Source organism: Pseudomonas sp. NFPP24 (assembly GCF_900112095.1).
Taxonomy (GTDB): Bacteria; Pseudomonadota; Gammaproteobacteria; order Pseudomonadales; family Pseudomonadaceae; genus Aquipseudomonas; species Aquipseudomonas extremorientalis.
The window spans coordinates 103,598-129,826 of the sequence record NZ_FOKD01000015.1; the positions used below are offsets into that span (position 1 = coordinate 103,598).

A 26,229-nucleotide genomic window follows, 5' to 3' on the forward strand; every position below is an offset into this window, starting at 1 on the left:
TGGCTGAAGTCAGTGGCTTTTTCTCTCTATATTTTCGAAAAGTGACTTGAGATTGGAAGGGTCTAGGCAGTCAGGTGCTATCGTCTGCGACTGCTTGAAATAGCCCTGGACTTTCGGGTTCGCAAAATCGCCCTTAAGAGCCAACAGGTAATACCCGTCGGCGCGAAACTTTTCCAGGCTCAGAGAAACAGGTTCGAAGAAGTCCCTCATAGTGGTCAAGGGTAGTTGACGGTTGGCTTCCGTTTTCAGTGAATCTTTGAAGCAGTACGAGCGTATCGCCGGCAATGGATAGTGGTCAGAGTACAGATCTGGTCGCTCTAGGGCATTGGCTAGCTGGCTATACTTGCGAAGAAATTCGGGGTCATCGAACTTGAATCGCAGGAACGCCTCGTCACAGTCGCGCAACAGCATTATCGCTCCGGCAACCAGGCCTTGATCCGCAGCGCTCTGGTAAAGCGCGCAGGCTTCTACATGCATAGCCTTATGGCCATTTAAAAAGGTTGCCGCGCGACTCTCTTGCATATTCGCCAACATGAAAGTAGCTACACCGTGCCCCCCGGCGCTAGCTTTACGCAGTTCATCCTCATAGGTCTCAAGTCCTTTCGTTGCCTCCTGTATTGATTGGCTCAGTGTGAGCTTGTCAGTTTTACCCTGCTGTTCGTTTTCAACCAGCTGATCAGCTCGTTGCTGTATGTCATCAGCTAACAGCATTGCGTGTTCAAAGACAGCTTCGGTTTCGGGGGATGGCGCAGCCTGTACCTCAGCACACAGAGCTATGCTGAAAAGCAGGACTGAAAGACGAAGTTTCAAAGGCGTTTCTTCCGTGATTGCAGTTGTTCGAGTCGCCATTACTGTAATGGATTCAATCAGGGTGGGGTAGCTCACGTGCTTGACCGTCACTCCGGTATGAGTCGGAGTTATGGTGAGGTTTCCGATTGGTGCAGAGTTTCATTGCAGAGGGTCATGCATGAGCAACGTCATCCGCCTGCGCCACGCGCTTCCGATGAGCCCGGAAATCAACAAGGCCCTGACTGATCTGGATAGCGCCATTGCCAAGGCGATCGAGGCTGCCAAGGCTTCCGGGCTGCCCCAGGGCTTGATCGTCGCAGATCTGCACGGCCATGCCCACGCACAGACACACCAAGTGGTGACCGAATAACTGGCAAGTCGCAGTTGTTCAGGCCGAGACTTAACAGCCATCAGGTTAGGGTTTTACGCTGGGGGAAAGGCAAGATCTGAGCGATTGCTGATGCTTTTCAAGTTGAATCATGGCCTCTTCCCGGCGCTCGCCCTGCAAAGCATGTGTCCATGGCGGATTGACCGCCAGTTTTTCTTCAATGTCAGCAATTACACGCTGTATTGCCAAGCACGGGTCATTCGCTTTTACGCGGTTGCCCAATTGAGAGTTGAGATTCTTGTACTCCCCAAGCAGATTCGTTAGCTGAGTCAACTGCTGGTTCGCGGCATTTAGGTCTGAGTCGGACCTGTTCAACTTAAGCTCTAGGTCATGCGCTTTGGCCTGCAGTTGATCGGATTTCTCCGAAAGGGTTTTCTTCTCAACCTGTAGCTCAGCGATTAGCTTGGCTTGCACCTCGACGGTCGATTGAATCTTTCCAATGCCAACTAATTTTTCGGCGCCGTAACCGACAAGATGAAAAAGCGGTACAGCGGCTATCAGGCCTGCTCCGAAAGTAGCGATAGCTCTCAGGAGCATTCGAGGTTTTTTTTCAAGGTGATTGAGCTGTTGTGTCGGGGCTACTTTCTTCATCAGGTAATGCGAATCTCGCTAGTCCAACCCATTCATCACGCGACTAAATCACAAATATGGGCGGATCGTTGATCGGGAAAAAGTGCCGCAGGTGAGTGCGGCACAGCTGGCTCAGTTCACCTTCAGGGCCTCTTGAATCTGGTCAGCATATTCGCTGAGCTTATTCATCTCGTCTGCGACGATATTACAGTCAGCAGGGGTATTTGAAACCTTGGCTTGAATGAGAGCGAGAGCGGCAATTACGGCCAGGCTACGCTTGTCTTCAGCGGATTTTGAGCGAAGGTTGTAGTTGGATAGCTCCGTAAATAGCTGCGACATGTTTGATCTCTATATGTGAATTTGATCCCCACCAATACCGGCATCCAGCCACCATTTCAAGTCCTGCCCAAGCGAGGCACCAAAGTCTCAAGACCTGTTGGAAATAGCCGTAGAGGTAGAGTTTAAGCAGGTCGCCGGGATGGTACGACGGGCGTCCGGTTGCTTTTGGAACGGCTTTGTCGAACCCAAGTTGCTCAAGGTCCAGCAGAGAAATATAGGCTTCGATCACCCGAACCAGATGGTCTTCGGGAATGAGTTCGTCCAGTGAGACTGGAAACTGAGTGCCTTGAGTACGGTCTTCACCTTGGATATAGCGCATAAGAAAAATGCCCGTATCTTGCGATACGGGCATTTTTCTTAAACCGGGCGGCAGATTGCTAGGTTTTTACACAGCCTGCTGGGGCGGGTTTTAAAAGGCTTCATGGACGTTACTGGCTGCCCATGGAGCAAGAGATGGTGCCCGAACCCGGAATCGAACCGGGACGCCCTTACGAGCGGGGGATTTTAAGTCCCATGCGTCTACCAGTTTCGCCATTCGGGCGGTAGCGCGGTGTAGCAGGGTTGGGAATATATAGATCCAGACGCTTGGATGCAAGGTCGCAGAGGGGCTTTATTGCATTCGTTGATGGGCGAAAAAGCTTGCCAGATCATTGATCTAGAAAGGTTTTCGGCAGCGCCCCGGAGGATGTCGTCGGCCCGCGCTGTTGACCCTGGCATCAAAAGCCGACACGACATGCGGTCGTCCATTGCGGTATTCGGGGTGTAAGGTAAAGCCTGCAACGCTGGCAACATCTCAGGTAGACGAGGTGATTATGAGCACTCCAATGCTGAACAAGCTGCACATCAATGGGTACGACGTGGTACGGGTAAACTATGGACCCTGGCGGGTGTGCACGCCCCAGGACCGGTTGGCGTCCTTCAATTCCCGTGAGCAGGCACTGGCGTATGCTGCCACGCTGCCCGGGTATCGTGCCCGCACCAGGCCGATGGCCAGGTAGATCGATGCTTGCTGCCGAACTCAGTCGATCAGCGCCAGTAAATCCGTAGTGCCCACATCCAGCCCCGCCTGGGACAGCAGCGTGGTGGTCTGGCCCCGGTGATGGGTCTGGTGGTTGAAGAAATGCACCAGCAGGCTGAAGAAGGGTTTGTCGGCTGTCACCCCGCGCATGTTGCTGTAGTGCAGGCGCTGATTCAGGTCGGGCTCGCGCACGGTGTGGGCCCAGTCGATGATCAGCTGGTCCAGCCAGGCGCGGTGGGTGGCCAGTTCGCGGATATCGGCAAATGCCAACTGCCTCAGGTCGACCGGTGCGACAATCGCCTCCAGCGGCGCCAGCGCCGTGTAGCCGGCTGGATGCCCGGCAAACCGCTTGAGCCACACAGTGTCGCCCAGCGCCACATGGTTGAGCGTGCCGAGGATCGAGCCGAAAAACGCCTGGCGATCCATCAATAACTCGGCGTCCGACAGCGTACTGGCCGCGTCGTAGAGCTTGCGGTTCATCCACTGGTTGTAGTTCGCCATCAATGCGATGTGTTCAATCCGGTTCACGTGGGTGTTCTCTCGAAGACGCGGTGACGGGATGATAAGCCGTGCCCGCCCGGCGGTCATGGTGTTCCGGCAAGGCCGGGCTATGGTTGTCAGACGCCAACACTGTGCCCTGGGAGGGTAGCACCATGAACACCAGCGACTTACTGGAACAACTCTTGCGCGCCGGGCAAGGTGGCAGTGCTTCCACTGGCGGCCTCGGCGGGCTGCTGGGCGGTTTACTGAAAGGCTCCAGCACCGGCAACGCTTCCACCGGTGGCGGCCTGGGTGATCTATTGGGCGGCCTTGGCGGCATGCTGGGCGGTACCACGGGCGCTCGTCCTGCCCAAGGGCGTTCCGGGGGAATGAATTACGCGGCGCTCGCGTCCCTGGGCATGGCCGCATTCCAGGCCTATCAGGCCTGGCAACGCCAGCAGGCCAACGCGCCACAGCAAGCCTTCCAGACGGTGGACCAGCTCGACGGTCCCGCCGCCGAAGCCCACAGCCACGCGGTACTGCGTGCCTTGATCGCGGCGGCCAAGGCAGACGGGCGCATCGATGAGCAAGAGCAGCAGTTGATTTCCAATGAACTGGGCCGGCATACCGACGACCCGCAACTGCAACAATGGCTCGACGCTGAGGTGGCCAAGCCGCTGGATGCGGCGGATTTCGCCGAGTTTGCCAGCGACCCGGCGGTGGCAGCCGAGGTGTACCTGGCCAGTGTGATGCTGGTGGACGATCAGCAGGACGCCGAACGCAATTACCTGGACGACCTGGCAGGGCAGTTGCAAATCGACCCGCAATTGCAACTGCACCTGGAACAACAGGCCAAGGCCTAGAAGCGCAGTGTGGCGCCGGTAGTCAGCCATTGCGCCCGATCCCCGATCAGGCTGCGACCGACCACCAGGTCCACGTCGACGAATTCGCCCAAATGCAGCCGGGGCCCGGCCTGCCAGGCCTGGTCACCGCCTTCCTGGCCGTAGCGCTCGGCGATCAGCGTCAACAACGGTGCCACCTGATACTCGAAACCGGTGCCCCAGGTCAGGCGGTGTTGCTGGTCACCATCGTTGTAGGCATGGGACCAGCCGGCATTCAGGTTCAGCCGCAGGGGCGTCAGCGGTTGCCAGGTCAACGGGATATTGAAGTCTGCGCCATCAAACCCGTGTTGACGACCCAGGGCCAAATGCACGCCGGTGGACAGGGCCAGCTCCAGGCCCAGATCCTCCCGCGACCATACCTGGGCCTTGAGCTGCGGGTTCACCTGGGTTTCGCCCTTGTCTGTGCTGGTTGCACGCGACAGGGCAGCACCCCATTGCACCGACGGCAGCGCGGCGAAGGTACAGGCCGGTGACAGCGTTTCTGTATGCGTACTGCCGTCGTGGCGGTCAGCGGTGTACCAGGCGTCGACGTTGCATTCGCCCGGCGCGTTGATCGCGCCATCGTCGACCACATAGGAACCGCCGGCTGCGTTGGCTTTTGACAGCAAGGCAATCGTCAACAGGATGCCCAGTGTCAGGCCGATAAAGATCAAATTGCGCTGCAATGCGCGGCGTTTGGCCGGTGGCAGCAGCAGTAACGTGTGGCGTGCGCCGCGGTAGTGACGCGCACGGTATTTGGCAAACCCGTCCTGGCGGGCTGGGGTGTGTTTTTTGTGCATGATGCACCTCACATGAATTCAGCTTTCTACGGTCAGTACCGAAATGCCGCTGGCCTTGGCCTGGCACACCAGCTCGCTGGTGTCGTCCCCGCCGGGCAGGGCGATGACCACATCGGGGCGGCTGTCGGTCAGCATGAAATGGTTGCGCTGGCGTTCCGCCTGTTTGCCGTGGCGTTGCCAGTTGGGCGGGTAGCGCACCACGTCGATGCCCAGTTCCCGCGCCCATTCCTCGACGTCACTGCCAAGGAATTGGTTGCCGCCGTGGATCAATACCTGCACCGGACGCAGGCGGTGGTAAGCGTCCAGCACCTGGCGGGACATTTTGGTGTCGGCGTAATGACGACCTGCACAGATCAAGACGCGCATAGGGTGTTTCCTTGTAGTGCACGGTGGCGGCCGGGCGACCGCCACCGTTTAAACGGCGGGGAAGATCAGTACCACTGCTTGAAGCGGCGGATGTAGATCGTCTTCATCAGTTGGGCCACGCAGCAGTAGCTGAGCAGGGTGCCCACCAGCCATGGGAAGTAGGCCATCGGCAACGGTTGCAGGCCCACCAGGGTGCCCAGCGGCGAGAACGGCACGTAGATCCCCAGTACGATCACCACGCAGGTCATCATCAACACCGGCCACGCGGCGGTGCTCTGGAAGAAAGGGATCTTGCGGGTGCGCAACATGTGCACCACCAGGGTTTGCGAGAGCAGGCCCTCGATGAACCAGCCGGACTGGAACAGGGTCTGCATCTCGACGCTGTTGGCGGCGAACACGTACCACATCAGCGCAAAGGTGGTGATGTCGAAGATCGACGAAGTCGGCCCGATCCAGATCATGAAGCGGCCGATGTTTTTCGCATCCCACTTGCGCGGCTTGGCTAGGTATTCCTTGTCCATCTTGTCCCACGGCAGCGCCAGCTGGGAGATGTCGTACATCAGGTTCTGCAGCAGCAGGTGGATCGACAGCATCGGCAGGAACGGAATGAATGCACTGGCGACCAGCACCGAGAACACGTTGCCGAAGTTGGAGCTGGCGGTCATGTTCAGGTACTTCATGATATTGCCGAAGGTTTCGCGGCCCTTGAGCACACCTTCTTCCAGCACCATCAGGCTCTTTTCCAGCAGGATGATATCGGCTGATTCCTTGGCAATATCGGTGGCGGTGTCGACCGAGATCCCCACGTCGGCATCACGCAGCGCCGGTGCATCGTTGATCCCGTCACCGAGGAAGCCTACGGTGTGGCCGTTGGCTTGCAGCGCCTTGAGCACCCGGGATTTCTGCAGCGGTGTCAGCTTGGCAAACACGGTACGTTCTTCCACGCGGCGCAGCAGCGTCGCGTCGTCCATCGCTTCGATTTCGGTGCCCAGCAACGGCTGGCCTGGATCGAGGCCGACCTGGCGGCAGATCTTGCTGGTGACCACGGCGTTATCGCCGGTGAGCACTTTGATCGCCACGCCAATCTGTTGCAGCGCGGCAATCGCAGGGCCGGCGGTTTCCTTCGGTGGATCAAGGAAGGTCAGGAAGCCCTGGATCACCAGGTTGCGCTCATCGGCCGTGGTGTACTGCTGACGCGCCAGGGATTTAGGGATGTGACGGGTCGCCACTACCAGCACGCGGAAACCGTCCTCGTTGTAGTCGTTGGCGATCGCCAGCAGCTCCTCGCGGCGACGATCATCCAGTGGCACCGCAGCGCCGGCTTCCATCACATGCGTGGAAATGCTCAGCATCTCTTCCACGGCGCCTTTGCACACCAGCAGTTGATCGTCGGCGGCATCCTTGACCACGATCGACAGGCGACGGCGGACGAAGTCGAACGGCAACTCATCGACTTTGCTGTAGGCAAACGGCACCTGGAACTTCGGATTACGTTCCGAGAACTCCACCACCGCCTGGTCCATCAGGTTTTTCATGCCGCTCTGGTGATGGCTGTTGAGCCAGGCCAGGGACAGCACGGCGTCGTCACGTTGGCCGAAGGCGTTGACGTGGTGTTCGAGAATGATCTTGTCCTGGGTCAGGGTGCCGGTCTTGTCGGTGCACAGCACATCCATCGAACCGAAGTTCTGGATCGCGTTGAGGCGCTTGACCACCACTTTGCGCTTGGCCATGGCCGTGGCGCCCTTGGCCAGGTTGGCGCTGACGATCATCGGCAGCATTTCCGGGGTGAGGCCTACGGCAACTGCCAGGGCAAACAGGAACGCATCCCCCCAATCACCCTTGGAGAAACCATTGAGCAGGAACACGATCGGCACCATCACCAGCATGAAGCGGATCAGCAACCAACTGACGCTGTTCACGCCGCGGTCGAACGCGGTTTGCACCCGCGAGCCGACAATCGCCTTGGCCAGGGAGCCAAAGTAGGTGCGTGCCCCGGTGGCCACGACGACAGCTTGTGCCCGACCGCTGACCACGTTGGTGCCCATGAAGCAGATGTTGGGCAGGTCCAGCAGGTTGCCCTGGTCGGCGGCCATGGCGCTGGCGGATTTCTGTGTGACCTCGCCGAGGGTGTCGTACTTTTCCACCGGCAAGGCTTCGCCGGTCAGCACCGCCTGGCTGATGAACAGGTCACGGGACTCGATCAGGCGGATATCGGCCGGGATCATGTCGCCGGCCGACAGCTGCACGATATCGCCGGCCACCAGCTCGCGCATCGGCACTTCACGCAGGGTCGGTTGCGAGCCCACTTGCTCACGGCGCAGTACGGTGGCCGTGGTGCGGACCATGGCCTTGAGGGCTTCGGCGGATTTGGCCGAGCGATGTTCCTGCCAGAAGCGCAGCAGGCTGCTGAGCAATACCATGGTCATGATGATGATGACTTTGGTCGGGTCGGCGTCTTCGCCTTCCTGCATCGGCAGCCAGCAGTCAGTGAAGAAGCTGATGCCGCCCAGGGTCAGCAGCACATAGATGAATGGGTTGTTCAGTGCCTGCAGGAACTGCACGATGGCGTGAGGCGGCTTGTCATGGGCGACTTCATTGTAGCCTTCGCGTTGCAGGCGCGCCTGGGCGTCCAGCTCGGTGAGGCCGTCCTTGGTGGCGCGGACGTTGGCCAAGGTGGCCGACAATCCGTTCTGGGCTTCGCGGGCGGCACGCATCGACAGTCTGGTGTCGGTGTGGCTGCTGCTCTTTTTGTTCAATGGGGCGTTTTTTACGGCGCTCATGGTGTGTGCTCCTGTCGCCAATTTTTCGACAAAACATACCCGTTACCGGCCTGATGACAGGCGAGCGAAAGCATGCCGAGTCGCTAACTTCGCGATCGGTTTAAATAAGGTGTTCACATAACTTCTACAGTGCCCGCTAACAGCGCGTTAATTAATTAGCGCGCAGCGGGCTACTACTGGACGTGTTCATAAAAGAACTCCAGAACAATAATCAGGAAGTTGCTGTTTCCAGCCAAGTCAGGCGGCGCGAGCGCTCACATACAGACCGAGCATCAAGCTGGCCTTTGCCAGGCTGGAAACCTTGGGTCTCTGTGGGTCTTGAGGGTCGGCGTGATCCCAGTGCTGGACCAGTTGGCCGCTGTCAGGGCAGATACGCCAATGCGCCAGCGGGTAGGCCGGGCGCACTTGGGGGGAGGGTGCAGCAAAGGTTGAGCGGGTAGGCGAAAAACCCACAGGCTCACGGCACAGCTTGGCACGCAGGGCTGCCGCTAGTGTGCGTACATCGGGCAAAGCAAGGGTTAGCAAGGTCATAACACACCTCGGGACCGGACAAGCGACCGGCGAGGCAGTTACGGTGGAGCATCAAGCTCTAGCGCAGCTTACCGGACCGGGGAGGCGAGTCCTGTCATGTTCTGGGTTTGGCGCCCGATGCCCGCCAAGGCGGTGCTCGGACAGCGACTAGATACTGTGTCCATTGGCTTCTTTTGTGAGGTTTAAAAAAGGCCCCAGTTGCAGGCACGGGCAATCTACTCAGGGCGATGCAGGATGTCAACGCTTAATGTATTAATTCATTACAAGTTCAGAGTCTGTTCAGATAGAAGGGCTGTTTCAGTTCTGCTTCGGCTGTATCGTTACTTGCACTTCTTCAGCGTTGTGAGCGGGAAGTAGTTGTTTTTGAAGGTGGAGATGAACGGGCTTGTCTATATCCCGTGGCGCACGAACACCACGACCTGCCCGCCGGCCATCCGCACCTGCTGCACCATCACGCCGGCGTGCATGGGCATGCCTATGTGATCGATGACCTGCACCGCCGCTGGCCGGCCTGATCAGAGGCCTTGCCAGGCCAGCAGCGCCAGGTAGATCAGCACCAGCCCACAGGCGGCATAACTGATGCGCTGCCAAGTGGGCGAGGCGTTCTGCCGCAACAGGTTCACCAGAGCGGCAATCAGAAAGCATGACAAGATCGACGCGAGCATGAACCCGGCAAAGAACATCAGCGTCTGCCCGTGGCTGGGCGTGGTGCCGACGATCCCCGACAGCGCACTGCCCAGTGCGCCCCAGTAGACGATGTTCTTCGGGTTGGCCAGGGAAATTGCAACGCCTACCGCCAGGGCATTTTGCCGGGTGCTGGCCGGCGCGCTGTCCGGTTGTGGCAGGTGCCAGGCATCGATCAGGCTGCGTGCGCCCAGCCAGGCCAGGTAAAACGCACACACCACCGTCAACGGCACACGCACCGTGTCATGCTGGATCAGCAGGGCGATCCCGGTCAGGCCGATCACTGCCCACACGGCATCGCCCACCAGTGAGCCGAACTGCACCAGCAGGGCAGGTGTAAAGCCATGCAGCAAGCCACGGCGCAGGGTCTCCGCGAGCACGGCGCCGGGGGAGAGGCAAAACACAAAACCGAATATCAGTGCATAAAAAAAGATCGTCAGCATGCCCGCATTTCCTTCAAGTGAGGTGGGGCAGTGTGAGGGTGTGCAGGTGCGGTGTCTTGGACCAGATTGCGCTGTTCAGCGCTTCACGGTGCTTTGATAGTGGCCAGGAGTGATGCCGTAGGCCGCCCGGAAATGCCGGTTCAGGTGACTCTGGTCGGCGAAGCCCAGGTCGTGGGCCGCCTCGCCGGCGGGAACCCCATTGCGCAACAGGCTTTTGGCGCGACGGGTACGCAACTGCATGGCCCACTCCCTGGGCGTCAGCCCGGTTTCTTTCTGGAAGGCACGCAGCAGGTGGAATTTGGACAACCCCAGTTCGCCGCCCAGGTGGTCCAGGGTCAGGGGTTGATGCAGGTGTTCGGCGAGTAATGCCTGGGCGCGGCTGATCAGGGGTTTGCCGGGGCTGGCGGTGCCGGGCAGACGTACGCCGCTGATGTTCACGACCTCTGCCAACAGCAGCACCAAGGCATCTTCATTCACGTCGCGAACCAGCGTGTCACCGTTTAGCGCACCCTTGATTGCGGCGGCCAGTCGCAGGGCAAGCTCGGGCTGAACACATAAGGCACGGTCAAATTCCAGATGCACCAGCCCCAGGTCCGCCGCCAATTGATCCGCCGTGGCGTACAGGCTCACAAAGTGCCAGGGCGCACCATCGGCCGCACCGCCGCCTTGAATCTGACCGGGGTTGTACAGGGTGATGGAGCCTGGGCCGGCGTGGAACTCGCGACGATCCAGCCAGACCTTTTCCTCGCCTGCCAGGTTCACGCCGATCACACATTCATCATGGCTGTGGCGGGCAAAAGTCAGGCCGGTGCAGGTAGTGCTGCTGACTTCATAGTTGCCCAGCCAGGCGTGTTGCACGGCGCTCATCGATTTCACTCAGTCGGGGACAGGCACGAGCATACGCTGGCAGGGGTGGTCAAATCGACCGTTGATTGACCCGGCGCGACAGTTCATCGGCGCTTTCCTTGCGTTCCGAGTAACGGTCCACCAGGTCGGGGCGGTCGCGCAGCAGCAGGGTGAAGCGCACCAGTTCTTCCATTACATCGACGACCCGATCATAAAGCGCCGAGGGCTTCATGCGGTCCTGTTCATCGAACTCCATGAAGGCCTTGGGTACCGAGGACTGGTTGGGGATGGTGAACATGCGCATCCAGCGCCCCAGCACCCGCAGCTGGTTGACGGTGTTGAAGGACTGGGAGCCGCCGGACACTTGCATCACCGCCAGGGTCTGGCCCTGAGTCGGGCGGACCGCGCCCAGGGTCAAGGGCACCCAGTCCAGTTGCGCCTTGAACACCGCCGACATCGAGCCATGCCGCTCGGGCGAGCACCACACCTGGCCTTCGGACCACTGCATCAGTTCCAGCAGTTCCTGCACCTTGGGGTGGTCACTGGGCGCGTCATCCGGCAATGGCAGGCCGCTGGGGTTGAAGATGCGGGTATGCGCGCCAAAGTGCTGCAACAGCCGTGCGGCTTCTTCCACCAGCAGGCGGCTGAACGAGCGTTCGCGGGTCGAACCGTAGAGCAGCAGGATGCGCGGCGGCTGGTCCGGGCTGGCCGGTTTTGAGTCGATCAGGGACAGGTCCAGATTGGGCAGCGTCGTCATAGGGCCTCCGATTACAACTGCGCAATGCGCGCGAGTTCCGCCTTGAGGTCGGCAGGGCCGAGTTCGCCGAAGGGCAGGACGAAGAACGCCCTGCAGCGCGTGGCGATGGTCTTCAGTGTGGCGTCGAATGCCGCTTGCACACTGGCGTCGTCACCCTGGACGTCCGACGGGTCTTCCAACCCCCAGTGCGCCTTCACGGCCGGCCCGAAGTACACCGGGCAGGCTTCGCCGGCGGCCTTGTCGCACACCGTAATCACCACATCCGGCGGGCTGCCTTCAAAGGCATCGTTGCCCTTGCTGTACAACCCTTCGGTACTGATCCCGGCCGCCTGCAACGTGCTCAAGCTACGTGGCAGCACCTGGCCCTTGGGAAAACTGCCGGAGCTGATCGCTTCGAAGCCTTCCGGCGCCAGGTGGTTGAACATGGCTTCGGACAAGATGCTGCGGCAGCTGTTGGCGGTACACATGAACAGGACTTTCATCGGGGTATCTCCGTTAGAAACTCAGGCGCAAGGCGAGGGCGGCGAGGGTGATCAACAGCACCGGCAGGGTCAGCACGATGCCGACCTTGAAGTAGTAGCCCCAGGTGATGCTGATGCCTTTGCGCGCCAGGATGTGCAGCCACAGCAAGGTGGCCAGGCTGCCGATAGGGGTGATCTTCGGGCCGAGGTCGCTGCCGATCACGTTGGCGTAGATCATCGCGTCCTTGACCACACCCACGGCATGGCTGGACTCGATGGACAGCGCGCCGATCAACACCGTAGGCAGATTGTTCATCGCCGACGACAGCAGCGCCGTCAGCACACCGGTGCCCATGGCCGCGCCCCACACGCCGTAAGTGGCAAACGTGTCGAGCCAGGTGGCCAGGTAGGTGGTCAGGCCGGCGTTGCGCAGACCGTAGACCACCAGGTACATGCCCAGGGAAAAGATCACGATCTGCCACGGTGCTTCCTTCAGCACTTTGCGCGTGGAAATCTTGTGCCCCTTGGCGGCGATCACCAGCAACAGCAGGGCACAGGCGGCGGAAATCGCACTGATCGGAATGCCCAGCGGTTCCAGGGCGAAGCACCCCACCAGCAGGATGCCCAGCACCCACCAGCCGGCGCGGAAGGTCGCGCGGTCGTGGATGGCGCTGGCGGGGTCGTCCAGGTCGGCCGGGTCGTAGGTTTGTGGAATATCGCGGCGGAAGAACCACAGCAATACCGCCAGGGTGGCCGCGACGCTGACGAAGTTCACCGGCACCATCACGGCGGCGTATTCGTTGAAACCGATCTTGAAGTAGTCGGCCGAAACGATGTTCACCAGGTTCGACACCACCAGCGGCAGGCTGGCCGTGTCGGCGATGAATCCCGCGCCCATGACGAAAGCCAGGGTTGCCGCCGGGGAAAAGCGCAGGGCCAGCAGCATCGACATCACGATGGGCGTCAGGATCAGCGCTGCGCCGTCATTGGCAAACAACGCCGACACCAGCGCGCCGAGCAGCACCATATAGGCAAACAAACGCCGTCCGCGTCCACGTCCCCAGCGCGCCACATGCAAGGCGGTCCAGGCAAAAAAACCGGCCTCATCCAGCAGCAGGCTGATGATGATCAGCGCGACAAAAGTGCCGGTGGCATTCCAGATGATGTGCCATACCACTGGAATGTCGGCCAGGCTGATCACGCCGAAGGCCAGGGCCAGGATCGCGCCCAGGGTTGCGCTCCAGCCGACGCCCAGGCCTTTGGGCTGCCAGATGACCAGAACAATGGTGAAGATAAAAATCGCGATGGCGACAAGCATGGATAAACGCTCCGGTGGCTCAGCAGCAGGTGCTGGCCCGTTGTGGTCGGTCGCCCATTGCATCCAGACGCAGTGCGTCGCTGTGCAACCAGGGCTGGTTGGCTTGCAAAGTGGTGTGCAGCACGGCAGTGACCCAGTCGGGTAATGCCGGATTGATGCGGTAATAGATCCATTGACCCTGACGACGATCCAGCAGCAAGCCGCAACTGCGCAGTTGCGCCAGGTGACGGGAGATTTTTGGCTGGCTGTCGTCCAAGGCATGGATCAGTTCGCACACGCAAAGTTCGCCTTCGCGCAGGATCAATAACGTCAGGCGTGCCCGGGTGGCATCGGCCAGGCATTTGAACAGGGTGGGCGGGGAGATGAGGTCCGACATGGTCAAGGCCTTCGTATATATGGTTATCCGAATATACGTATTCCCATATGTATTGGTCAAATCCTGTTTCAATTGACTTGGATCATATGTCTCGAAAATCACCACAAGTGTCTGAAATTAAAATGAAACACGAATGTCCTAAAGTGCCTGCCCATTGCTGATGAAGGAAGACCCCGCGTGACCCGTGCCACTCGCAACCTGCGCAAGACCCTGGATTCCGTCGCGGAAAATAACGAAACCGCGGCGTTCGACCTGATGCGCGCCGTCGAAAAGCTCGGCGATGAAGTGCTGCGCCAGCGCCTGCTCAATACTATTCACCGACTCAACCAGGATGCTCACGAACTGCGCGAAGCGCGTGATTCGGTGGAACAAGTGTCGGTCCGGCTCGCCTGAGCAAGATCGTTCAAGACAACTCCATTGTTGCGCTGGCATGCTTGTCGACTGTCTGTCGATGAGCCGTTTCCATGCCTACTGCCTTACCTCATTACGCCTTCGCTCGCGGCGCCATTGCCGTCATTCCCTTGTCCCTGGCCTGCGCGCCCTGGGGACTGTTGGCCGGCTCCATGGCCATCGATGCACAATTCAGCCCGTTGGAAGCCCAGGGCCTTTCTGCCATCGTATTCGCCGGTGCTGCGCAACTGGTTGCCATCGGCATGGTCAAGAGCGGCGCCAGTCTGATTTCCATCGTGCTGACCACCTTGCTGCTGACCTCCCAGCATTTGCTGTATGGCATGCACTTGCGGCCGGTCCTTTCTCCCCTCAAGACCCGCTGGCGCATGAGCCTGGGCTTTCTGCTGACCGACGAATTCTTTGCGCTGGTCAGTCACTATGACCGCGAGACCTTCAATCGCTGGTATGCCTTGGGTGTCGGCCTGACGTTCTATATCGCCTGGAACCTGTTCACCCTGGCCGGCATCGTGCTTGGTAAAAGCATTCCCGGCCTCGACCAACTGGGCCTGGAATTTTCCATCGCCGCCACCTTCATCGCCTTGATTACGCCGGTGGTGCGTGACGTTCCCACGGTGGTCTGTGTGGCGGTGTCATTGCTGTTCTCGGTATGGCTGAGCTTCCTGCATTGGGAATCGGCGGTGGTGGTGTCCGGCCTGCTGGGCATGAGCGCAGGGTATGCCTGCAAGCGACTGGGAGTAGGGCAGCAATGATCTACATCATGATTGTGGCCATGGGCCTGGTGGTGTTTCTCAACCGTTACCTGTTTATCGAGCCACGCCTGCCGGTGCGCCTCAACCGTGGCGCGCGGGAGTTTCTGGGATTCGCGGTGCCGGGGATGCTCACGGCGATTTGCGGGCCGATCATTTTCCTGGCTGACCACCAGCTCAACCTGAGCCCGGCCAACCCTTACCTGCTGGCGGGTATCAGCGCCGTGGCATTGATGTTCTGGACGCGCAATGTGTTGATGACGGTGCTGCTGAGCATGGCGTTGTTCTATCTGTTCCGCTGGCTGCTCTGAGTACAACCGGGGCGAAAAAAAGCCCGCGGGAGAGCGGGCGGAAGGAAGACTTCTAAAAATGAGCGTGACCACTATAGGTCGCGTCTTGCCCCTTTACAGTGAAACAAAGTTCATGCGGCCGTCAGTCCGGCCTGTGGCAATGGTACAGTCGCGTTTTTTTCCAACGGAGCAATGGCATGCACAAGGTGGTAATTGGCGCACTGGTACTGGCGGCCCTGGCCGGTTGCGCGGGTTCGAAGATGAAAGAGGCGCGCGCAGGCACGCCTTACAAGACCCTGGCTTCGGACAAGGCCACCCTGGTCGTTGCCGAATGCGTGCAGTTCGGCTGGCAGGACGAAAGTGTGTTCGGCGTTGACGCCGGCGGCTTCAAGGAGCCAATCGGCGCGGGTGGCTTCACGGTGTACACCACCGCCGGCGATTACTTCGTCGATGTGCAGAGCGCGGGCAGCGGTTCCACCATCAAGTACTACGCCATCGAAGACAACATGCCGGCCAAGCGTCGTTTGGCCGCATTGGCGACCTGCCTGTAATCCGTTGCCTTAGTCGATTTAGGAAATGCCTGGCACGACAGCCGCGAGGCATTCGCTTATGATTCACCGGCTCGCCCGACATGATGGCTCTTTACCAGTACACGGACGTCGAGGCCTAAACGTCGGGCGAGCTCCTTTTAACCTTCAGCGCGGCATGAAGCCCAGGTGCCAGCGCCGAGGGATCTTCAGCGATACCAGCCCCAGAACCCCCGCCAATACACCGCTGACGATCAGCGCCTTGAGCCCCAGCTGCTGCTCCAGCAGCGCGCCGATCACCGCACCCACAAACATCCCGGCCCAAGGGATCAACTGTACGCGCCAGCCATTGCGGCGCTCGCCGAGCAGCCAGCGCCCCAGCCCACGGCCAAAGCGTGACAGTGCGCCGGTGACGTAAGTCAGTCCCACCGGCAGCCCGTTGACCTCTTCCACCGCAGCATTGAGCATGCCCATCGCGATGATCGCCGCCAGTAGCGCGGGCAAGGTATCGGCGAAGGGCAGGAGTGCACCGCCGCACAGCAAGGCGGCAATACACAGCAGCAAGGGCAGGGCATGGCGACGGCTGAGTCGGCTGACCACCACGCCCAGCGCGTTACCCACCACAAAAGTTGCCACCAGCAACAGCAGCCGCCCGGTCAGGCCCAGGTCACCCGCGCTTATCGCCACCGCCAGGCGCGTAGTGTTCCCGCTCATGAACGAAACAAAGTCACCGCTCGCCATGAAGCCGATGGCATCGGTCATGCCCGCCAGCACCGACAGGCTGGCTACCAGCATCAGTCCGACGCGGCCACGCCAACGCTGTCGATGGGCCAGTGCGGCATTGACGTAGGGCTTTCGTGGCGAAGGCAACATAGGGCCGGGTTCCTCGGTGAGATTATCCGGCCACTACCGTAGGACGCTTTAAGCGCGCATGCAATGACCTCAGGCAGGCGTCAGGGTCCAACCCGCAGGATGCCAATTCAGAAAGTGCGTCGGCCTGATCGCCTGCACAAACGCCGCGTCATGGGACACCACCAGCATTGCCCCGGCAAAACCTTGCATGGCTTGCTCAAACGCCATCACCGATTCCAGGTCCAAATGGTTGGTCGGCTCGTCCAGCAACAGCAATTGCGCCGGCACTGCGCGCCACAAGGCAACCGCCATCGCAGCTTTCAAGCGTTCGCCGCCGCTGAGTCGCCCGGCGGGTTGGGTCACACGTAGGGCATCCAGTTGCAGCAGGGCCAGGCGCGTGCGCAATTCGCCTTCCGCCAGCGAGGTGTCCAGCAGGTTCAGTTGTTCGACGATGGAACGGTGGTCGTCGAGCAGCGCGAGGTGCTGATCGATATAGGCGCTGGGCACGTGCACGTGGCATTCGCCGCTTTCTGCACGCCATTCTCCCGCCAGCACTTTGAGCAGCGTGGACTTGCCGCAACCGTTGGGTCCATGCACTGCCACACGCACCGGGCCGGTGAGGTGCACGTTGAGGCAGGTCGACGGCAGCCAGGGTAATTGCGCGTTGATCAACGACAGCACCTGTCGGCCGTTGGGTACCGCTGACGCAGGCAATGCCACCAGCGTCGGCGTTTCATCCTCGACCCGTGCATAGGCTTGGCGCACCTGGGCATCCAGCTCCTGTTTGTGTTGCTCATGGGCGCTGCGCAGGGTGCTGACGATCTGCGTGGCAGCGCCTTTCCAGCGCGCTTTGGTGAAGCGATCGACGTTGGCCGTTTCCGCATGCTTGCGTGAGCGGGCGGCATGGCGTTGCAGGTTGTCGTGGCCTTTTTGCAGGCGCCGCTTTTCGCGGCTGCGTTCCAGGCGAGCGTGTTCCAGTGCGGCGACGGCGGCGTGCTGTTCAGCGTCGCGCTGTTGTCGATAGGCGTCGTAGTTCCCGCCATATAGGTTTACGCCGAGCGGCGACAGCTCAATGATGCGCCCCATTGCGTTGAGTAATTGCCGGTCATGGCTGACCACCACCAGGCCGCCACGCCATTCGTCGAGGACACGCAGCAGCCAGGCGCGGCCATCGCTATCGAGGTGGTTGGTGGGCTCATCGAGCACCAGCAACTGTGGCGCGGCCAGCAGCGCGCCGATGATTGCAACCCTGGCTAACTGGCCGCCGCTGAGTTGACGGGCTGGGGTATCAACAGAAAGCCGCGACAACCCTGCGGCATTCAAGCTACTGCGCAAACGCTCGGCCAAGTCCCAACGATCATCGATCAATTCGAGGTCATCGATCTGTGGGGCGCCTCGGGCCATGCGCTCAAGGGCGGTCAATATCGCTGCGGTGCCGGTAAGATCGGCGACGGTATCGCCTGGCGCTACCACGACGTTCTGCGCTACATAGATCACGCTGCGCGGGCAATTCAACGAGCCGGAGGAGGGCGACAACAGCCCCGCGATCAATTTGGCGAGTACACTTTTTCCTCGACCATTGCGCCCCACGATACCGGTGGGGGTGTGATCGATGGACAGGTTGAGGTCATCCAGCAGCGTCTCGCCATTGGCGAACCGGAAGGATAAATGTTGCAGGGAAACAAGCACAGGCAGCCGGTTGACGTCAGTCATCAGCACCTCCAAAAAAATGTCGGACAGGCCAACAAGCGCGCCAGGCGGCTTGTTGCGGGTACATTTTGGAAGGCTTAGTGGTTCACGTCGGCGGTCGTCCTGCGCATCAGAAGGGAGGCAAAGCCTAACCCGCCTTGGCTTTTTTCGGCAAGTCTTGCGCCAGTTGCTCCAGGAACATCGCCAAGGCCACTTCTTCGGCCTTGAGCCCTTTGCGCAGTCTTGGTTTGGGCAATTTGGAGAGTTCGCCGAGGCTGAAATGCTCCAGCACGGCCGGGTGGATATAGCATTTGCGGCACACCGCCGGCGTGTTGCCCAACTGCCTGGCGACATCCTTGACCATCGCCACCATATGCCGCTTGGCATCCGACTCAGGCTGCCATTCCAGCTCGCGTAACACCGCCAGCGCCATGGCGGTGCCGGCCCAGGTGCGGTAGTCCTTGGCGGTGAAGTCGGCGCCGGTGAGGCGGTGCAGGTAGTCATTGACGTCCTGGGAACTGACGGTGTGCCGTACACCGTCTTCGTCCAGGTACTGGAACAGGTTCTGCCCCGGCAGCTCCATGCAGCGTTTGACCACTGTGGCCAGGCGCCGGTCCTTGACGCTGATCTGGTGCTCTACGCCGCTCTTTCCACGAAACTGGAACTGAATCTCGCTGCCTTTGACATCCACATGACGGGTGCGCAGGGTGGTCAGCCCGTAGGACTTGTTGTCCCGCGCATACTGAGTATTGCCGACCCGGATCAGCGTCGCGTCCAGCAGCATGACGACCGTGGCCAGGACTTTTTCGCGGGTAAAGCCGGGTTCGGCGATTTGCGCTTCCAACTGTTTGCGCAGCTTCGGCAAGGCGTTGCCGAATTCCTGCAGGCGCGAGTATTTGTCGCTGTCGCGCACCTCACGCCAGCGCGCGTGATAGCGGTACTGCTTGCGCCCGCGCGCGTCGCGGCCGGTCGCTTGCAGATGGCCTTGCGGGTCGGCGCAGATCCACACATCGGTGTAGGCCGGCGGTACGGCGAGGGCGTTGAGGCGCTTGATCTCATCCGCATCGCGGATACGCTCTCCCTTGGAATCGAAATACTGGAACTTGCCCCGCAGCGTCTTGCGACGGATGCCGGGCTGGGTGTCGTCAACGTAATGCAGGTCGCGGGGCAGCGCAGAGTCAGACATGGGGCGGGTTCCTTGGCAACACATCAGGCCGGTATGTCTGATTGACCGCAGCCGTATGCGGTCGTGCCAAAAGATTGCTCAAGCCAGCACGGCGACCGCCTTGATCTGCGCCCACAACGTCTGGCCGGGGTGCAGTTGCAACTGGTCGCGGGAGAATCGCGTGATGCGCGCCAACAGCGGCGAGCCTCCCGCGTCCAGGCGTACCAGCACGTGAGCGCTGTTGTCCGCGGCAATTTCCTGGGTGACGGTGACCGGCAGGCGATTGAGGATACTGCTGTGCTCCTCGGCTTGCAGACTGAGGCTCACGTCGCGCGCCTGCACCTTGATGCGCAGCGCCTTGCCCAGCGCCAGCGGTGCATGGGCCACGCGCATGTGCAGGGCGCTGGCGGGCAGTTGCAGCGTGAGCAATTGGTAGTGGTCGTCGTAGGCACTGACCGTACCATTGATGACCACACCGGCATCGTCACCCCGCGCCAGGGGCAGGTCGAGACGTGCCAGGGTTTCACCGATGGGGCCGCTGGCCAGGGCCTTGCCGTCGCTGAGCAGCACGATGTGATCGGCCAGGCGTGCCACTTCATCCTGGGCATGGCTGACGTACAGCACCGGGATATCCAGTTCATCGTGCAGGCGTTCGAGGTACGGCAGGATTTCCCCCTTGCGCTGACTGTCGAGGGCAGCCAGCGGCTCGTCCATCAGCAGCAGGCTCGGGCTGGTGAGCAAGGCGCGGGCGATACCGATGCGCTGGCGCTCGCCGCCGGAGAGGTGTTGGGGAAGGCGCTCGAGCAGATGACCGATGCCCAGCAACTCAGTAGCCTGGGCCATGTCCACACGACGCTGTTGACGGGCAATCCGCTTGAGGCCGAACTCCAGGTTGGCGCGCACCGACAGGTGCGGAAACAGGCTGGCCTCCTGAAACACGTAGCCCAGTGCACGTTTATGCGGCGGCACGAACAGCCCGTTACGGCTGTCTTGCCAGACGTCATCATTGATCTGGATGAAGCCGTCTTCGGCGCGTTCCAGCCCGGCGATGCAGCGCAGGCAGGTGGTCTTGCCGGAACCGGAATGCCCGAACAGCGCGGTCACGCCTCGGCCGGGCAGGTGCAGGTCCACATCGAGGGCAAAGCTCGAGTACTTGAGGTTCAGGCGTACATTGATCATCGACATCAGCTCCAGCCCATCCTGGTTTTACGGCTGGAGTAGAGCGCCAGCAACACAAGGAACGCGAACACCACCATGGAGCCGGCCAGCCAATGGGCCTGGGCGTATTCCATGGCTTCCACATGGTCGTAGATCTGCACGGAGACCACGCGGGTCTTGTCCGGGATATTGCCGCCGATCATCAGCACCACGCCGAATTCGCCGACGGTGTGCGCAAAGCCCAGGATCGAGGCGGTGATAAAGCCGGGGCGGGCCAGGGGCAGAATCACCGTGAAAAAAGTGTCCCACGGGTTGGCACGCAAAGTTGCGGCCACTTCCAGTGGGCGTGTGCCGATGGCGGAGAAGGCGTTTTGCAACGGCTGCACCACAAACGGCATGGAATAGATCACTGAGCCGATCACCAGCCCGGCGAAGCTGAAGGTGAGGGTGCCCAGGCCCAACCACTGAGTGAACTGGCCGAAATAGCCATTGGGCCCCATGGTCAACAACAGGTAGAAACCGATCACCGTCGGCGGCAACACCAAGGGCAAGGCGACGATCGCACCAATGGGGCCGCGCCACCAGGAACGGGTGCGCGACAGCCACAAGGCAATCGGAGTGCCGACGACCAGCAGGATCACGGTGGTCAGTGAGGCCAGTTTGAGGGTCAACCAGATAGCGGAGAAATCGGCACTCGATAACGGCATTTACTTGGCCAGCTCGTAACCAAAGGACTTGATGACGGCAGCGGCTTTAGGCCCCTTGAGGTATTCGACCAGTGCCTTGGCAGCGGCGCTGTCTTTGCCCTTGTTGAGGATCACTGCGTCCTGTTTGATCGGGTCGTGCATGGACGCCGGGACGATCCACGCCGAACCGCTGGTGACGTTGCCGTCTTTATAAATCTGCGACAACGCCACAAAGCCCAGCTCGGCGTTGCCGGTGGACACGAACTGATAAGCCTGGGTGATGTTCTGGCCTTCGACAATCTTGTCCTTGACCTTGTCGGTCAGACCTTCCTTGGCCAACACCTGAGTGGCAGCCAGGCCATAGGGCGCGGCTTTCGGGTTGGCAATCGACAGGTGCTTGAACTCGTTTTTCTTCAATACGTCGCCTTTGGCGTCGACGTAACCGTCCTTCGCCGACCATAGCGCCAGGGTGCCGACGGCGTAGGTGAAGCGCGAACCCTTGACGGTATCGCCTTCGCTTTCAAGCTTCTGCGGGGTGGTGTCGTCGGCGCTCAGGAACACTTCGAACGGCGCGCCATTCTTGATCTGGGTGTAGAACTGGCCGGTGGCACCGTAGGCCGCGACCAGTTTGTGCCCGGTATCTTTCTCGAAGTCGGTGGCGATCGCCTGGATCGGTGCGGTGAAGTTGGCGGCGACGGCCACCTGGACTTCATCGGCGTGGGCCGAACCGAATGCCAGGGCGGCGGCCAGGATGGCCAGGCGTGAGGCATGACTCTTCATGAAACAGCTCCTTTGAGGGTATACGGCTTGTTATAGGTAGAAGGCTTAACCGCTATGTATGGGAATATATAGCGGTTGGCCTTTGCCGGTACAGTGCAAAGTTGCCACACAGCCGAGTGCTAGTTGAGCTTGGCCAGCGCCTGCTCCGCCAATTCACGGGTCAGTTCATAAGTCGTGGTGTCTTTGCCCAGGCGCAGTGCCTGGCCGGACCACAGGTTGCTGAAGCCCGCTTCATCCTTGGCCTTGAGCGGTATCAACGCGCCACCGGAAGTGGGGAACGCCGGTGCGGCCGGGTTGATCGCGCCCAACTCGCGCATTACCCGGTTGACGATGCCCCGTGCCGGACGACCGGTGAACAGGTTGGTCAGCGCGGTTTCGCTGGCCTGGGCATGGCGCAAAGCATAGTGATGTGAAGCCGTGACGTTGGCTTCGGGAGTAAACAGGTACGCCGTGCCAATCTGCACCGCCGAGGCGCCGAGGGCGAACGCTGCGACAATCCCGCGCGCATCACCGATGCCGCCGGCGGCAATCACTGGCACGCTGACGGCGTCGACGACTTGCGGCAACAGGGCGAACAGGCCGATCTGGGTATTGAGGTCGTCGCTGAGGAACAACCCACGGTGCCCGCCGGCCTCACTGCCCATGGCGATGATTGCATCGCAGCCATGCTGTTCCAGCCAGATCGCTTCTTCCACCGTGGTGGCCGAAGACAGCACTTTGGCACCCGTGGCTTTCACCCGGTCCAGCAGGGACTTTTCCGGCAAACCGAAGTGAAAGCTGACCACCTCGGGGCGGAATTCTTCGACGACCTGGCACGCGGCGTCATTGAACGGTTCACGGTTGGAGACCGGGGTGGGCGCATCAAAGTCGGCGCCCAGTTCGCGGTAGTAGGGTTCCAGCAGTGCCTTCCAGCGGCGATCACGCTCGGGGTCTGGCGTGGGCGGTTGGTGGCAGAAGAAATTGACGTTGATCGGACGTGGGCTGGCCTGGCGAATGGCGGTCAGCGCTTCGCGCAGCTGCTCGATGCTCAGTGCTGCAGCCGGCAGCGAACCCAACGCACCGGCCTGATTGGCGGCGATAACCATGGCGGTGGTCGTGCCCACCGCCATGGGGGCCTGGATGATGGGCAACTGAATGCCCAGCAGGTCGAGAAGGCGGGTGTCTGGCCAGGTGCTCATGGGATGCGTCTCCAGCGTTAGTGAGGCTTTTCGCTGTTTTAACAGGGCCCATGGCCCCCGGCCACTCTGTTTTATTCACTGGACGATCGCGGCGTTTCGTGGTGCGTCATCAATCAATGGCGTTGCCGAGTACGGCGTGAATCCGCTCGGCGATATGGGCGGCATGGGTTTCCAGGGCGAAGTGACCGGTGTCGAGCAGTTCCACCACGGCGTTCGGGTTGTCGGTTTTATAGGCGTGGGCGCCTGGCGGGATAAAGAACGGGTCGTTCTGGCCCCAGATCACCAGCGTGGGTACGTGTGTGGCCTTGAAGAACGCCTGGAACGCCGGGTACCGCGTCAGGTTGTTGCGGTAGTCGAGGAACAGGTCCAGTTGGATCTCGTCATTGCCGGGGCGCTGCATGAGCAGTACATCGAGCATGTAGGATTCCGGGGCTACCCGCTCGGGCTGCTTTACGCCATGCAGGTATTGGTAGCGCGTGCCTTCCAGGCTGATCACTGCGTTGCGAATCACCTCGCGGTTGGCCTGGGACGGCTCGTTCCAATAGCTGCGAATCGGTGCCCAGGCATCCCCCAGGCCCTCCAGATAGGCGTTACCGTTCTGCGACACCAGTGCGCTGACCCGTTCCGGATGCGCCACCGCCAGCCGCAGGCCCACCGGCGCGCCATAGTCGAACACATACAGGGCGTAACGGCTCAACGCCAGCGCATCGACAAAATGCCCGACCGTGATTGCCAGGTTGTCGAAGCTGTAGTGGTAATCGCGCTCAGCCGGCACCTCGGTGAAGCCGAAGCCCGGCAGGTCCGGCGCAATGACCCGGAAGCGCTTGGCAAGCAAGGGGATCAGGTCGCGGTACATGTGCGATGAACTGGGAAAACCGTGCAGCAGCAACATGACCGGTGCGGATGCAGCACCGGCCTCGCGGTAGAACATGCGCACGCCGTCGGCATCGACGTGGCGGTAGTGAACGACAGGGGTTGGAGTGGTCATGATGGAATGCCCTTTGTAACTAGATTGAGTTGATTTACGGGTTACCTTTTTAAAAAGCTGCGCTGATTAATGTAACCTGTCAAATCATTTATGAGGGTTAGAATTGTTGTTTTTGTAACTATCCTGATGGCGTAATAGCGGTTACGATATGGGCGCTCACAAGAGGATTGCCCCATGACCCTTTCCCCATCCACTGCCGCCCCCTCGGAACCCTACGTCCTGGCCGATGATCCGGTGTTGGACATGCTCAATACCCTGGCGAACATCGACGGCGTGCCGTGGGATTTCTGGCAGGCCGATGCCGACGTGGCCGCCTGGTTGGTGCGCCTGCAATGGGTTGAACAACACGGTATTGCGCAGTTTGAACCAGGGGCCTTGCTCAGCGCTGCGCGGGAGTTGCGCGAAGTGATTCGTGAGTTGGTGGCTGCGCGCAAAGCGCGACAACCTGGCAATCCGGCGGCGCTCAACGGCTTTTTACGCAAGGCGGTGAGCCACCCGCAGTTGGTGTGGCCGGCGTCCGAGGCGCCAAAGCTTGAGCGCCAGCGCAAGCAGCAGACGGCGCAACAGTTCCTGGCCCCGATTGCCGAAGCGGCCGCCACGTTGCTGGTGGAAGGAGATTTCAATTTGATCCGGCGCTGCGAGCATCCGGAATGCATCTTGTGGTTTTATGACCGCACCAAGGCCCACAAGCGCCGCTGGTGCAGCATGGCGTTGTGTGGCAATCGGCATAAAGTCGCTGAATTTCGTAAACGCAAACTGAAGCTTTGAAGGAGATGGCCTTGCACACCATCCAGGAGCAGCACGTCGCGACAGTCAGGGATCCGCTAGGTCTTAGACAACTGTTCTCTGGCGAGCAATTGCTGCTTGCGCTCCACCCCCCAGCGGTAGCCCGATAGCTCACCATTGCTACGCACTACGCGGTGGCAAGGAATGGCCACCGCCAGGCTGTTGGCGCCACACGCCTGGGCCACCGCACGGAACGACTTTGGTGCGCCGATGCGCTCGGCGATCTGCGCGTAGCTGGCGGTGCTGCCCGGTGGAATCTCACGCAAGGCTTGCCACACCCGTTCCTGGAATGCGGTGCCGCGCAGGTCCAGTGGCAAGTCCAGGCCGAGCGCGGGCGCTTCGATAAACCCCACGACCTGCGCAATCAGTTGCTCGAAACCCGGGTCGGCGCCCACCAGTTCCGCGTTGGGAAATTGATCCTGTAGATCGCGCACCAGTTGGTCCGGGTCATCCCCTAGCAGAATCGCACAGACGCCGCGAGCGCTCTGCGCCACCAGGATCGCTCCCAGTGAGCACTGCCCGACGGCGAACAGTATCGCAGTGTTGGTGCCCCCGGCCTTGTAGTCGCCGGGCTTCATGCCAAGTAGTTGGTCGGCGGATTCATAAAAGCGGCTGTTGGAGTTGAAGCCCGCGTCATACAGTGCATCCGTCACTGAGTGCGCGCTCTTGAGACCGTCGCGCACCTTGCGCGAACGATGGGCGCTGGCATAGCCCTTGGGTGTCAGGCCAGTAACGGCTTTGAACACACGGTGAAAATGAAAGGGGCTGAGATTGGCGTGCAGTGCCAGCGTATTCAGGCTGGGTGGAGTGTCGGCCTGTTCGATATGACGACAGGCATCGGCCACCAGTTGTGCATGCTGCGCCGCGAGCTGGGTCTGGTCGCCGACCGCGCGTCTGCTGGCGCGATAGCCGGCGGCTTCGGCCTGCGCCGGGGTGTCGAAGAACTCGATGTTTTCCGGGCGCGGCAAGCGTGAAGCGCTACTGGCGCGGCAGTACACGCCGGTGGTCTTCACGCCATAGACGAACAGCGCATCGGCCTTGGGGTCACGGGCAAGTACGGCGGCCCAGCGCGGGTCTTGTTCGGTAGTCATGTTCGGCACTCTTGACGGATCCCGGCCAGATTAGCCGGGTCGCGAACGCCTGGCA

General features: G+C 60.6%; 30 protein-coding genes, 1 tRNA gene and 1 pseudogene. 8 read left to right on the top strand and 24 right to left on the bottom strand.

The genetic code is table 11. From position 1 onward, the window contains the following. Positions 1-9: 9 nt before the first annotated feature. A complete protein-coding gene (locus tag BM026_RS26010) occupies positions 10-885 on the bottom strand; it encodes a hypothetical protein (RefSeq protein ID WP_139212858.1) in 876 nt (291 codons plus the stop codon). Between the two features lie 82 nt (positions 886-967). Here BM026_RS26010 and BM026_RS26015 point away from each other — a divergent pair, with 82 nt between their 5' ends. Continuing rightward, complete coding sequence (locus tag BM026_RS26015; RefSeq protein ID WP_093513272.1) at positions 968-1,159, top strand: hypothetical protein; 192 nt, start codon at positions 968-970, stop codon at positions 1,157-1,159. Positions 1,160-1,204: 45 nt separating this feature from the next. Here BM026_RS26015 and BM026_RS26020 read toward each other — a convergent pair whose 3' ends face one another. From BM026_RS26020 to BM026_RS26030, 3 genes and pseudogenes are all read right to left on the bottom strand, one after another. Continuing rightward, a complete protein-coding gene (locus BM026_RS26020) occupies positions 1,205-1,768 on the bottom strand; it encodes a hypothetical protein (protein WP_139217581.1) in 564 nt (187 codons plus the stop codon). 409 nt (positions 1,769-2,177) lie between these two features. After that, positions 2,178-2,405 (bottom strand): annotated as a pseudogene (locus tag BM026_RS26025) (transposase); the annotation flags it as partial. A 135-nt stretch (positions 2,406-2,540) separates the two neighbouring features. Next, positions 2,541-2,627: transfer RNA gene (locus BM026_RS26030), tRNA-Leu, on the bottom strand. Positions 2,628-2,898: 271 nt separating this feature from the next. Between BM026_RS26030 and BM026_RS26035 the strand changes: the two genes are divergently transcribed. Next, positions 2,899-3,084, top strand: coding sequence for a DUF2188 domain-containing protein (locus tag BM026_RS26035; protein ID WP_093513270.1), 186 nt, complete (start codon positions 2,899-2,901; stop codon positions 3,082-3,084). A 20-nt stretch (positions 3,085-3,104) separates the two neighbouring features. Here the strand turns inward: BM026_RS26035 and BM026_RS26040 are convergent, their stop codons facing one another. Then, complete coding sequence (locus BM026_RS26040; RefSeq protein ID WP_093530572.1) at positions 3,105-3,632, bottom strand: DinB family protein; 528 nt, start codon at positions 3,630-3,632, stop codon at positions 3,105-3,107. A 125-nt stretch (positions 3,633-3,757) separates the two neighbouring features. Here BM026_RS26040 and BM026_RS26045 point away from each other — a divergent pair, with 125 nt between their 5' ends. After that, complete coding sequence (locus BM026_RS26045) at positions 3,758-4,447, top strand: tellurite resistance TerB family protein (RefSeq protein ID WP_093121045.1); 690 nt, start codon at positions 3,758-3,760, stop codon at positions 4,445-4,447. Here the strand turns inward: BM026_RS26045 and BM026_RS26050 are convergent. The 10 genes from BM026_RS26050 to BM026_RS26095 all read right to left on the bottom strand — a co-directional run bounded on the left by BM026_RS26050 (position 4,444) and on the right by BM026_RS26095 (position 13,827). Further along, positions 4,444-5,265 (bottom strand): hypothetical protein, encoded by an 822-nt coding sequence (locus BM026_RS26050; RefSeq protein ID WP_093530574.1) that lies wholly within the window; start codon positions 5,263-5,265, stop codon positions 4,444-4,446. The genes BM026_RS26045 and BM026_RS26050 overlap by 4 nt on opposite strands. An 18-nt stretch (positions 5,266-5,283) precedes the next feature. After that, positions 5,284-5,631: a DUF2493 domain-containing protein gene (locus BM026_RS26055; RefSeq protein ID WP_025999705.1), complete on the bottom strand. Its 348-nt coding sequence runs from the start codon at positions 5,629-5,631 to the stop codon at positions 5,284-5,286. A gap of 65 nt (positions 5,632-5,696) precedes the next feature. Further along, positions 5,697-8,411 carry a magnesium-translocating P-type ATPase gene (mgtA, locus tag BM026_RS26060; RefSeq protein WP_092243754.1) on the bottom strand — a complete coding sequence of 905 codons (2,715 nt, stop codon included), beginning with the start codon at positions 8,409-8,411 and terminating at the stop codon, positions 5,697-5,699. Between the two features lie 237 nt (positions 8,412-8,648). Then, a complete protein-coding gene (locus tag BM026_RS26065) occupies positions 8,649-8,942 on the bottom strand; it encodes a hypothetical protein (protein ID WP_071488216.1) in 294 nt (97 codons plus the stop codon). A gap of 515 nt (positions 8,943-9,457) precedes the next feature. After that, positions 9,458-10,069 (bottom strand): LysE family transporter, encoded by a 612-nt coding sequence (locus BM026_RS26070; RefSeq protein WP_093530576.1) that lies wholly within the window; start codon positions 10,067-10,069, stop codon positions 9,458-9,460. A 75-nt stretch (positions 10,070-10,144) separates the two neighbouring features. Further along, complete coding sequence (locus BM026_RS26075; protein WP_093121042.1) at positions 10,145-10,936, bottom strand: AraC family transcriptional regulator; 792 nt, start codon at positions 10,934-10,936, stop codon at positions 10,145-10,147. 49 nt (positions 10,937-10,985) lie between these two features. After that, the gene (gene arsH / locus BM026_RS26080; RefSeq protein WP_093530578.1) at positions 10,986-11,672 is read right to left on the bottom strand and encodes an arsenical resistance protein ArsH; all 687 of its coding nucleotides are present in this window, start codon (positions 11,670-11,672) and stop codon (positions 10,986-10,988) included. 11 nt (positions 11,673-11,683) lie between these two features. Then, the gene (locus tag BM026_RS26085) at positions 11,684-12,154 is read right to left on the bottom strand and encodes an arsenate reductase ArsC (RefSeq protein ID WP_093513268.1); all 471 of its coding nucleotides are present in this window, start codon (positions 12,152-12,154) and stop codon (positions 11,684-11,686) included. Positions 12,155-12,167: 13 nt separating this feature from the next. Beyond that, the gene (locus tag BM026_RS26090) at positions 12,168-13,451 is read right to left on the bottom strand and encodes an arsenic transporter (protein WP_092243745.1); all 1,284 of its coding nucleotides are present in this window, start codon (positions 13,449-13,451) and stop codon (positions 12,168-12,170) included. A gap of 19 nt (positions 13,452-13,470) precedes the next feature. Beyond that, complete coding sequence (locus BM026_RS26095; RefSeq protein WP_071488224.1) at positions 13,471-13,827, bottom strand: metalloregulator ArsR/SmtB family transcription factor; 357 nt, start codon at positions 13,825-13,827, stop codon at positions 13,471-13,473. A 177-nt stretch (positions 13,828-14,004) separates the two neighbouring features. Here BM026_RS26095 and BM026_RS26100 point away from each other — a divergent pair, with 177 nt between their 5' ends. The 4 genes from BM026_RS26100 to BM026_RS26115 all read left to right on the top strand — a co-directional run bounded on the left by BM026_RS26100 (position 14,005) and on the right by BM026_RS26115 (position 15,825). Further along, entirely contained in the window at positions 14,005-14,220 is a 216-nt protein-coding gene (locus BM026_RS26100; protein ID WP_025856028.1) for a hypothetical protein, read from the top strand. Positions 14,221-14,291: 71 nt separating this feature from the next. Then, positions 14,292-14,987 (top strand): AzlC family ABC transporter permease, encoded by a 696-nt coding sequence (locus BM026_RS26105; protein ID WP_071488225.1) that lies wholly within the window; start codon positions 14,292-14,294, stop codon positions 14,985-14,987. Continuing rightward, positions 14,984-15,295: an AzlD domain-containing protein gene (locus tag BM026_RS26110; RefSeq protein ID WP_071488226.1), complete on the top strand. Its 312-nt coding sequence runs from the start codon at positions 14,984-14,986 to the stop codon at positions 15,293-15,295. The genes BM026_RS26105 and BM026_RS26110 overlap by 4 nt, the downstream gene beginning before the upstream one ends. A 176-nt stretch (positions 15,296-15,471) precedes the next feature. Then, the gene (locus BM026_RS26115; protein WP_058427861.1) at positions 15,472-15,825 is read left to right on the top strand and encodes a hypothetical protein; all 354 of its coding nucleotides are present in this window, start codon (positions 15,472-15,474) and stop codon (positions 15,823-15,825) included. A 144-nt stretch (positions 15,826-15,969) separates the two neighbouring features. Here BM026_RS26115 and BM026_RS26120 read toward each other — a convergent pair whose 3' ends face one another. From BM026_RS26120 to BM026_RS26155, 8 genes are all read right to left on the bottom strand, one after another. Continuing rightward, positions 15,970-16,674 carry a YoaK family protein gene (locus BM026_RS26120; protein WP_093513266.1) on the bottom strand — a complete coding sequence of 235 codons (705 nt, stop codon included), beginning with the start codon at positions 16,672-16,674 and terminating at the stop codon, positions 15,970-15,972. Between the two features lie 69 nt (positions 16,675-16,743). Beyond that, positions 16,744-18,366: an ABC-F family ATP-binding cassette domain-containing protein gene (locus BM026_RS26125; RefSeq protein ID WP_093530580.1), complete on the bottom strand. Its 1,623-nt coding sequence runs from the start codon at positions 18,364-18,366 to the stop codon at positions 16,744-16,746. 124 nt (positions 18,367-18,490) lie between these two features. Then, on the bottom strand, positions 18,491-19,528 hold the full coding sequence (locus BM026_RS26130; RefSeq protein ID WP_093530582.1) for a DNA topoisomerase IB: 1,038 nt from the start codon (positions 19,526-19,528) through the stop codon (positions 18,491-18,493). 78 nt (positions 19,529-19,606) lie between these two features. Beyond that, positions 19,607-20,686 carry a molybdenum ABC transporter ATP-binding protein gene (gene modC, locus BM026_RS26135; protein WP_093121257.1) on the bottom strand — a complete coding sequence of 360 codons (1,080 nt, stop codon included), beginning with the start codon at positions 20,684-20,686 and terminating at the stop codon, positions 19,607-19,609. Between the two features lie 5 nt (positions 20,687-20,691). Next, positions 20,692-21,372, bottom strand: a complete 681-nt coding sequence (gene modB / locus BM026_RS26140; protein ID WP_092243734.1) for a molybdate ABC transporter permease subunit — start codon at positions 21,370-21,372, stop codon at positions 20,692-20,694. Continuing rightward, complete coding sequence (modA, locus tag BM026_RS26145; RefSeq protein ID WP_092243731.1) at positions 21,373-22,131, bottom strand: molybdate ABC transporter substrate-binding protein; 759 nt, start codon at positions 22,129-22,131, stop codon at positions 21,373-21,375. A gap of 119 nt (positions 22,132-22,250) precedes the next feature. Then, the gene (locus BM026_RS26150) at positions 22,251-23,309 is read right to left on the bottom strand and encodes an NAD(P)H-dependent flavin oxidoreductase (protein WP_093530584.1); all 1,059 of its coding nucleotides are present in this window, start codon (positions 23,307-23,309) and stop codon (positions 22,251-22,253) included. A gap of 109 nt (positions 23,310-23,418) precedes the next feature. Then, positions 23,419-24,297 (bottom strand): alpha/beta fold hydrolase, encoded by an 879-nt coding sequence (locus BM026_RS26155; RefSeq protein WP_093530586.1) that lies wholly within the window; start codon positions 24,295-24,297, stop codon positions 23,419-23,421. 174 nt (positions 24,298-24,471) lie between these two features. Between BM026_RS26155 and BM026_RS26160 the strand changes: the two genes are divergently transcribed. Then, positions 24,472-25,065 (top strand): CGNR zinc finger domain-containing protein, encoded by a 594-nt coding sequence (locus tag BM026_RS26160; protein ID WP_093530588.1) that lies wholly within the window; start codon positions 24,472-24,474, stop codon positions 25,063-25,065. Between the two features lie 56 nt (positions 25,066-25,121). Here BM026_RS26160 and ada read toward each other — a convergent pair whose 3' ends face one another. Then, complete coding sequence (gene ada / locus BM026_RS26165) at positions 25,122-26,174, bottom strand: bifunctional DNA-binding transcriptional regulator/O6-methylguanine-DNA methyltransferase Ada (protein WP_093530590.1); 1,053 nt, start codon at positions 26,172-26,174, stop codon at positions 25,122-25,124. Positions 26,175-26,229 lie beyond the last annotated feature (55 nt).

What these genes read in the sequence shown, in the direction of transcription:
- BM026_RS26015 (WP_093513272.1), top strand. Translation starts at nt 968, where the DNA reads ATGAGCAACGTCATCCGCCTGCGCCACGCGCTTCCGATGAGCCCGGAA.
- BM026_RS26020 (WP_139217581.1), bottom strand. Translation starts at nt 1,768, where the DNA reads ATGAAGAAAGTAGCCCCGACACAACAGCTCAATCACCTTGAAAAAAAA.
- BM026_RS26035 (WP_093513270.1), top strand. Translation starts at nt 2,899, where the DNA reads ATGAGCACTCCAATGCTGAACAAGCTGCACATCAATGGGTACGACGTG.
- BM026_RS26045 (WP_093121045.1), top strand. Translation starts at nt 3,758, where the DNA reads ATGAACACCAGCGACTTACTGGAACAACTCTTGCGCGCCGGGCAAGGT.
- BM026_RS26050 (WP_093530574.1), bottom strand. Translation starts at nt 5,265, where the DNA reads ATGCACAAAAAACACACCCCAGCCCGCCAGGACGGGTTTGCCAAATAC.
- BM026_RS26055 (WP_025999705.1), bottom strand. Translation starts at nt 5,631, where the DNA reads ATGCGCGTCTTGATCTGTGCAGGTCGTCATTACGCCGACACCAAAATG.
- mgtA (WP_092243754.1), bottom strand. Translation starts at nt 8,411, where the DNA reads ATGAGCGCCGTAAAAAACGCCCCATTGAACAAAAAGAGCAGCAGCCAC.
- BM026_RS26065 (WP_071488216.1), bottom strand. Translation starts at nt 8,942, where the DNA reads ATGACCTTGCTAACCCTTGCTTTGCCCGATGTACGCACACTAGCGGCA.
- BM026_RS26070 (WP_093530576.1), bottom strand. Translation starts at nt 10,069, where the DNA reads ATGCTGACGATCTTTTTTTATGCACTGATATTCGGTTTTGTGTTTTGC.
- BM026_RS26075 (WP_093121042.1), bottom strand. Translation starts at nt 10,936, where the DNA reads ATGAGCGCCGTGCAACACGCCTGGCTGGGCAACTATGAAGTCAGCAGC.
- arsH (WP_093530578.1), bottom strand. Translation starts at nt 11,672, where the DNA reads ATGACGACGCTGCCCAATCTGGACCTGTCCCTGATCGACTCAAAACCG.
- BM026_RS26085 (WP_093513268.1), bottom strand. Translation starts at nt 12,154, where the DNA reads ATGAAAGTCCTGTTCATGTGTACCGCCAACAGCTGCCGCAGCATCTTG.
- BM026_RS26090 (WP_092243745.1), bottom strand. Translation starts at nt 13,451, where the DNA reads ATGCTTGTCGCCATCGCGATTTTTATCTTCACCATTGTTCTGGTCATC.
- BM026_RS26095 (WP_071488224.1), bottom strand. Translation starts at nt 13,827, where the DNA reads ATGTCGGACCTCATCTCCCCGCCCACCCTGTTCAAATGCCTGGCCGAT.
- BM026_RS26105 (WP_071488225.1), top strand. Translation starts at nt 14,292, where the DNA reads ATGCCTACTGCCTTACCTCATTACGCCTTCGCTCGCGGCGCCATTGCC.
- BM026_RS26110 (WP_071488226.1), top strand. Translation starts at nt 14,984, where the DNA reads ATGATCTACATCATGATTGTGGCCATGGGCCTGGTGGTGTTTCTCAAC.
- BM026_RS26115 (WP_058427861.1), top strand. Translation starts at nt 15,472, where the DNA reads ATGCACAAGGTGGTAATTGGCGCACTGGTACTGGCGGCCCTGGCCGGT.
- BM026_RS26120 (WP_093513266.1), bottom strand. Translation starts at nt 16,674, where the DNA reads ATGTTGCCTTCGCCACGAAAGCCCTACGTCAATGCCGCACTGGCCCAT.
- BM026_RS26125 (WP_093530580.1), bottom strand. Translation starts at nt 18,366, where the DNA reads ATGACTGACGTCAACCGGCTGCCTGTGCTTGTTTCCCTGCAACATTTA.
- BM026_RS26130 (WP_093530582.1), bottom strand. Translation starts at nt 19,528, where the DNA reads ATGTCTGACTCTGCGCTGCCCCGCGACCTGCATTACGTTGACGACACC.
- modC (WP_093121257.1), bottom strand. Translation starts at nt 20,686, where the DNA reads ATGATCAATGTACGCCTGAACCTCAAGTACTCGAGCTTTGCCCTCGAT.
- modB (WP_092243734.1), bottom strand. Translation starts at nt 21,372, where the DNA reads ATGCCGTTATCGAGTGCCGATTTCTCCGCTATCTGGTTGACCCTCAAA.
- modA (WP_092243731.1), bottom strand. Translation starts at nt 22,131, where the DNA reads ATGAAGAGTCATGCCTCACGCCTGGCCATCCTGGCCGCCGCCCTGGCA.
- BM026_RS26150 (WP_093530584.1), bottom strand. Translation starts at nt 23,309, where the DNA reads ATGAGCACCTGGCCAGACACCCGCCTTCTCGACCTGCTGGGCATTCAG.
- BM026_RS26155 (WP_093530586.1), bottom strand. Translation starts at nt 24,297, where the DNA reads ATGACCACTCCAACCCCTGTCGTTCACTACCGCCACGTCGATGCCGAC.
- BM026_RS26160 (WP_093530588.1), top strand. Translation starts at nt 24,472, where the DNA reads ATGACCCTTTCCCCATCCACTGCCGCCCCCTCGGAACCCTACGTCCTG.
- ada (WP_093530590.1), bottom strand. Translation starts at nt 26,174, where the DNA reads ATGACTACCGAACAAGACCCGCGCTGGGCCGCCGTACTTGCCCGTGAC.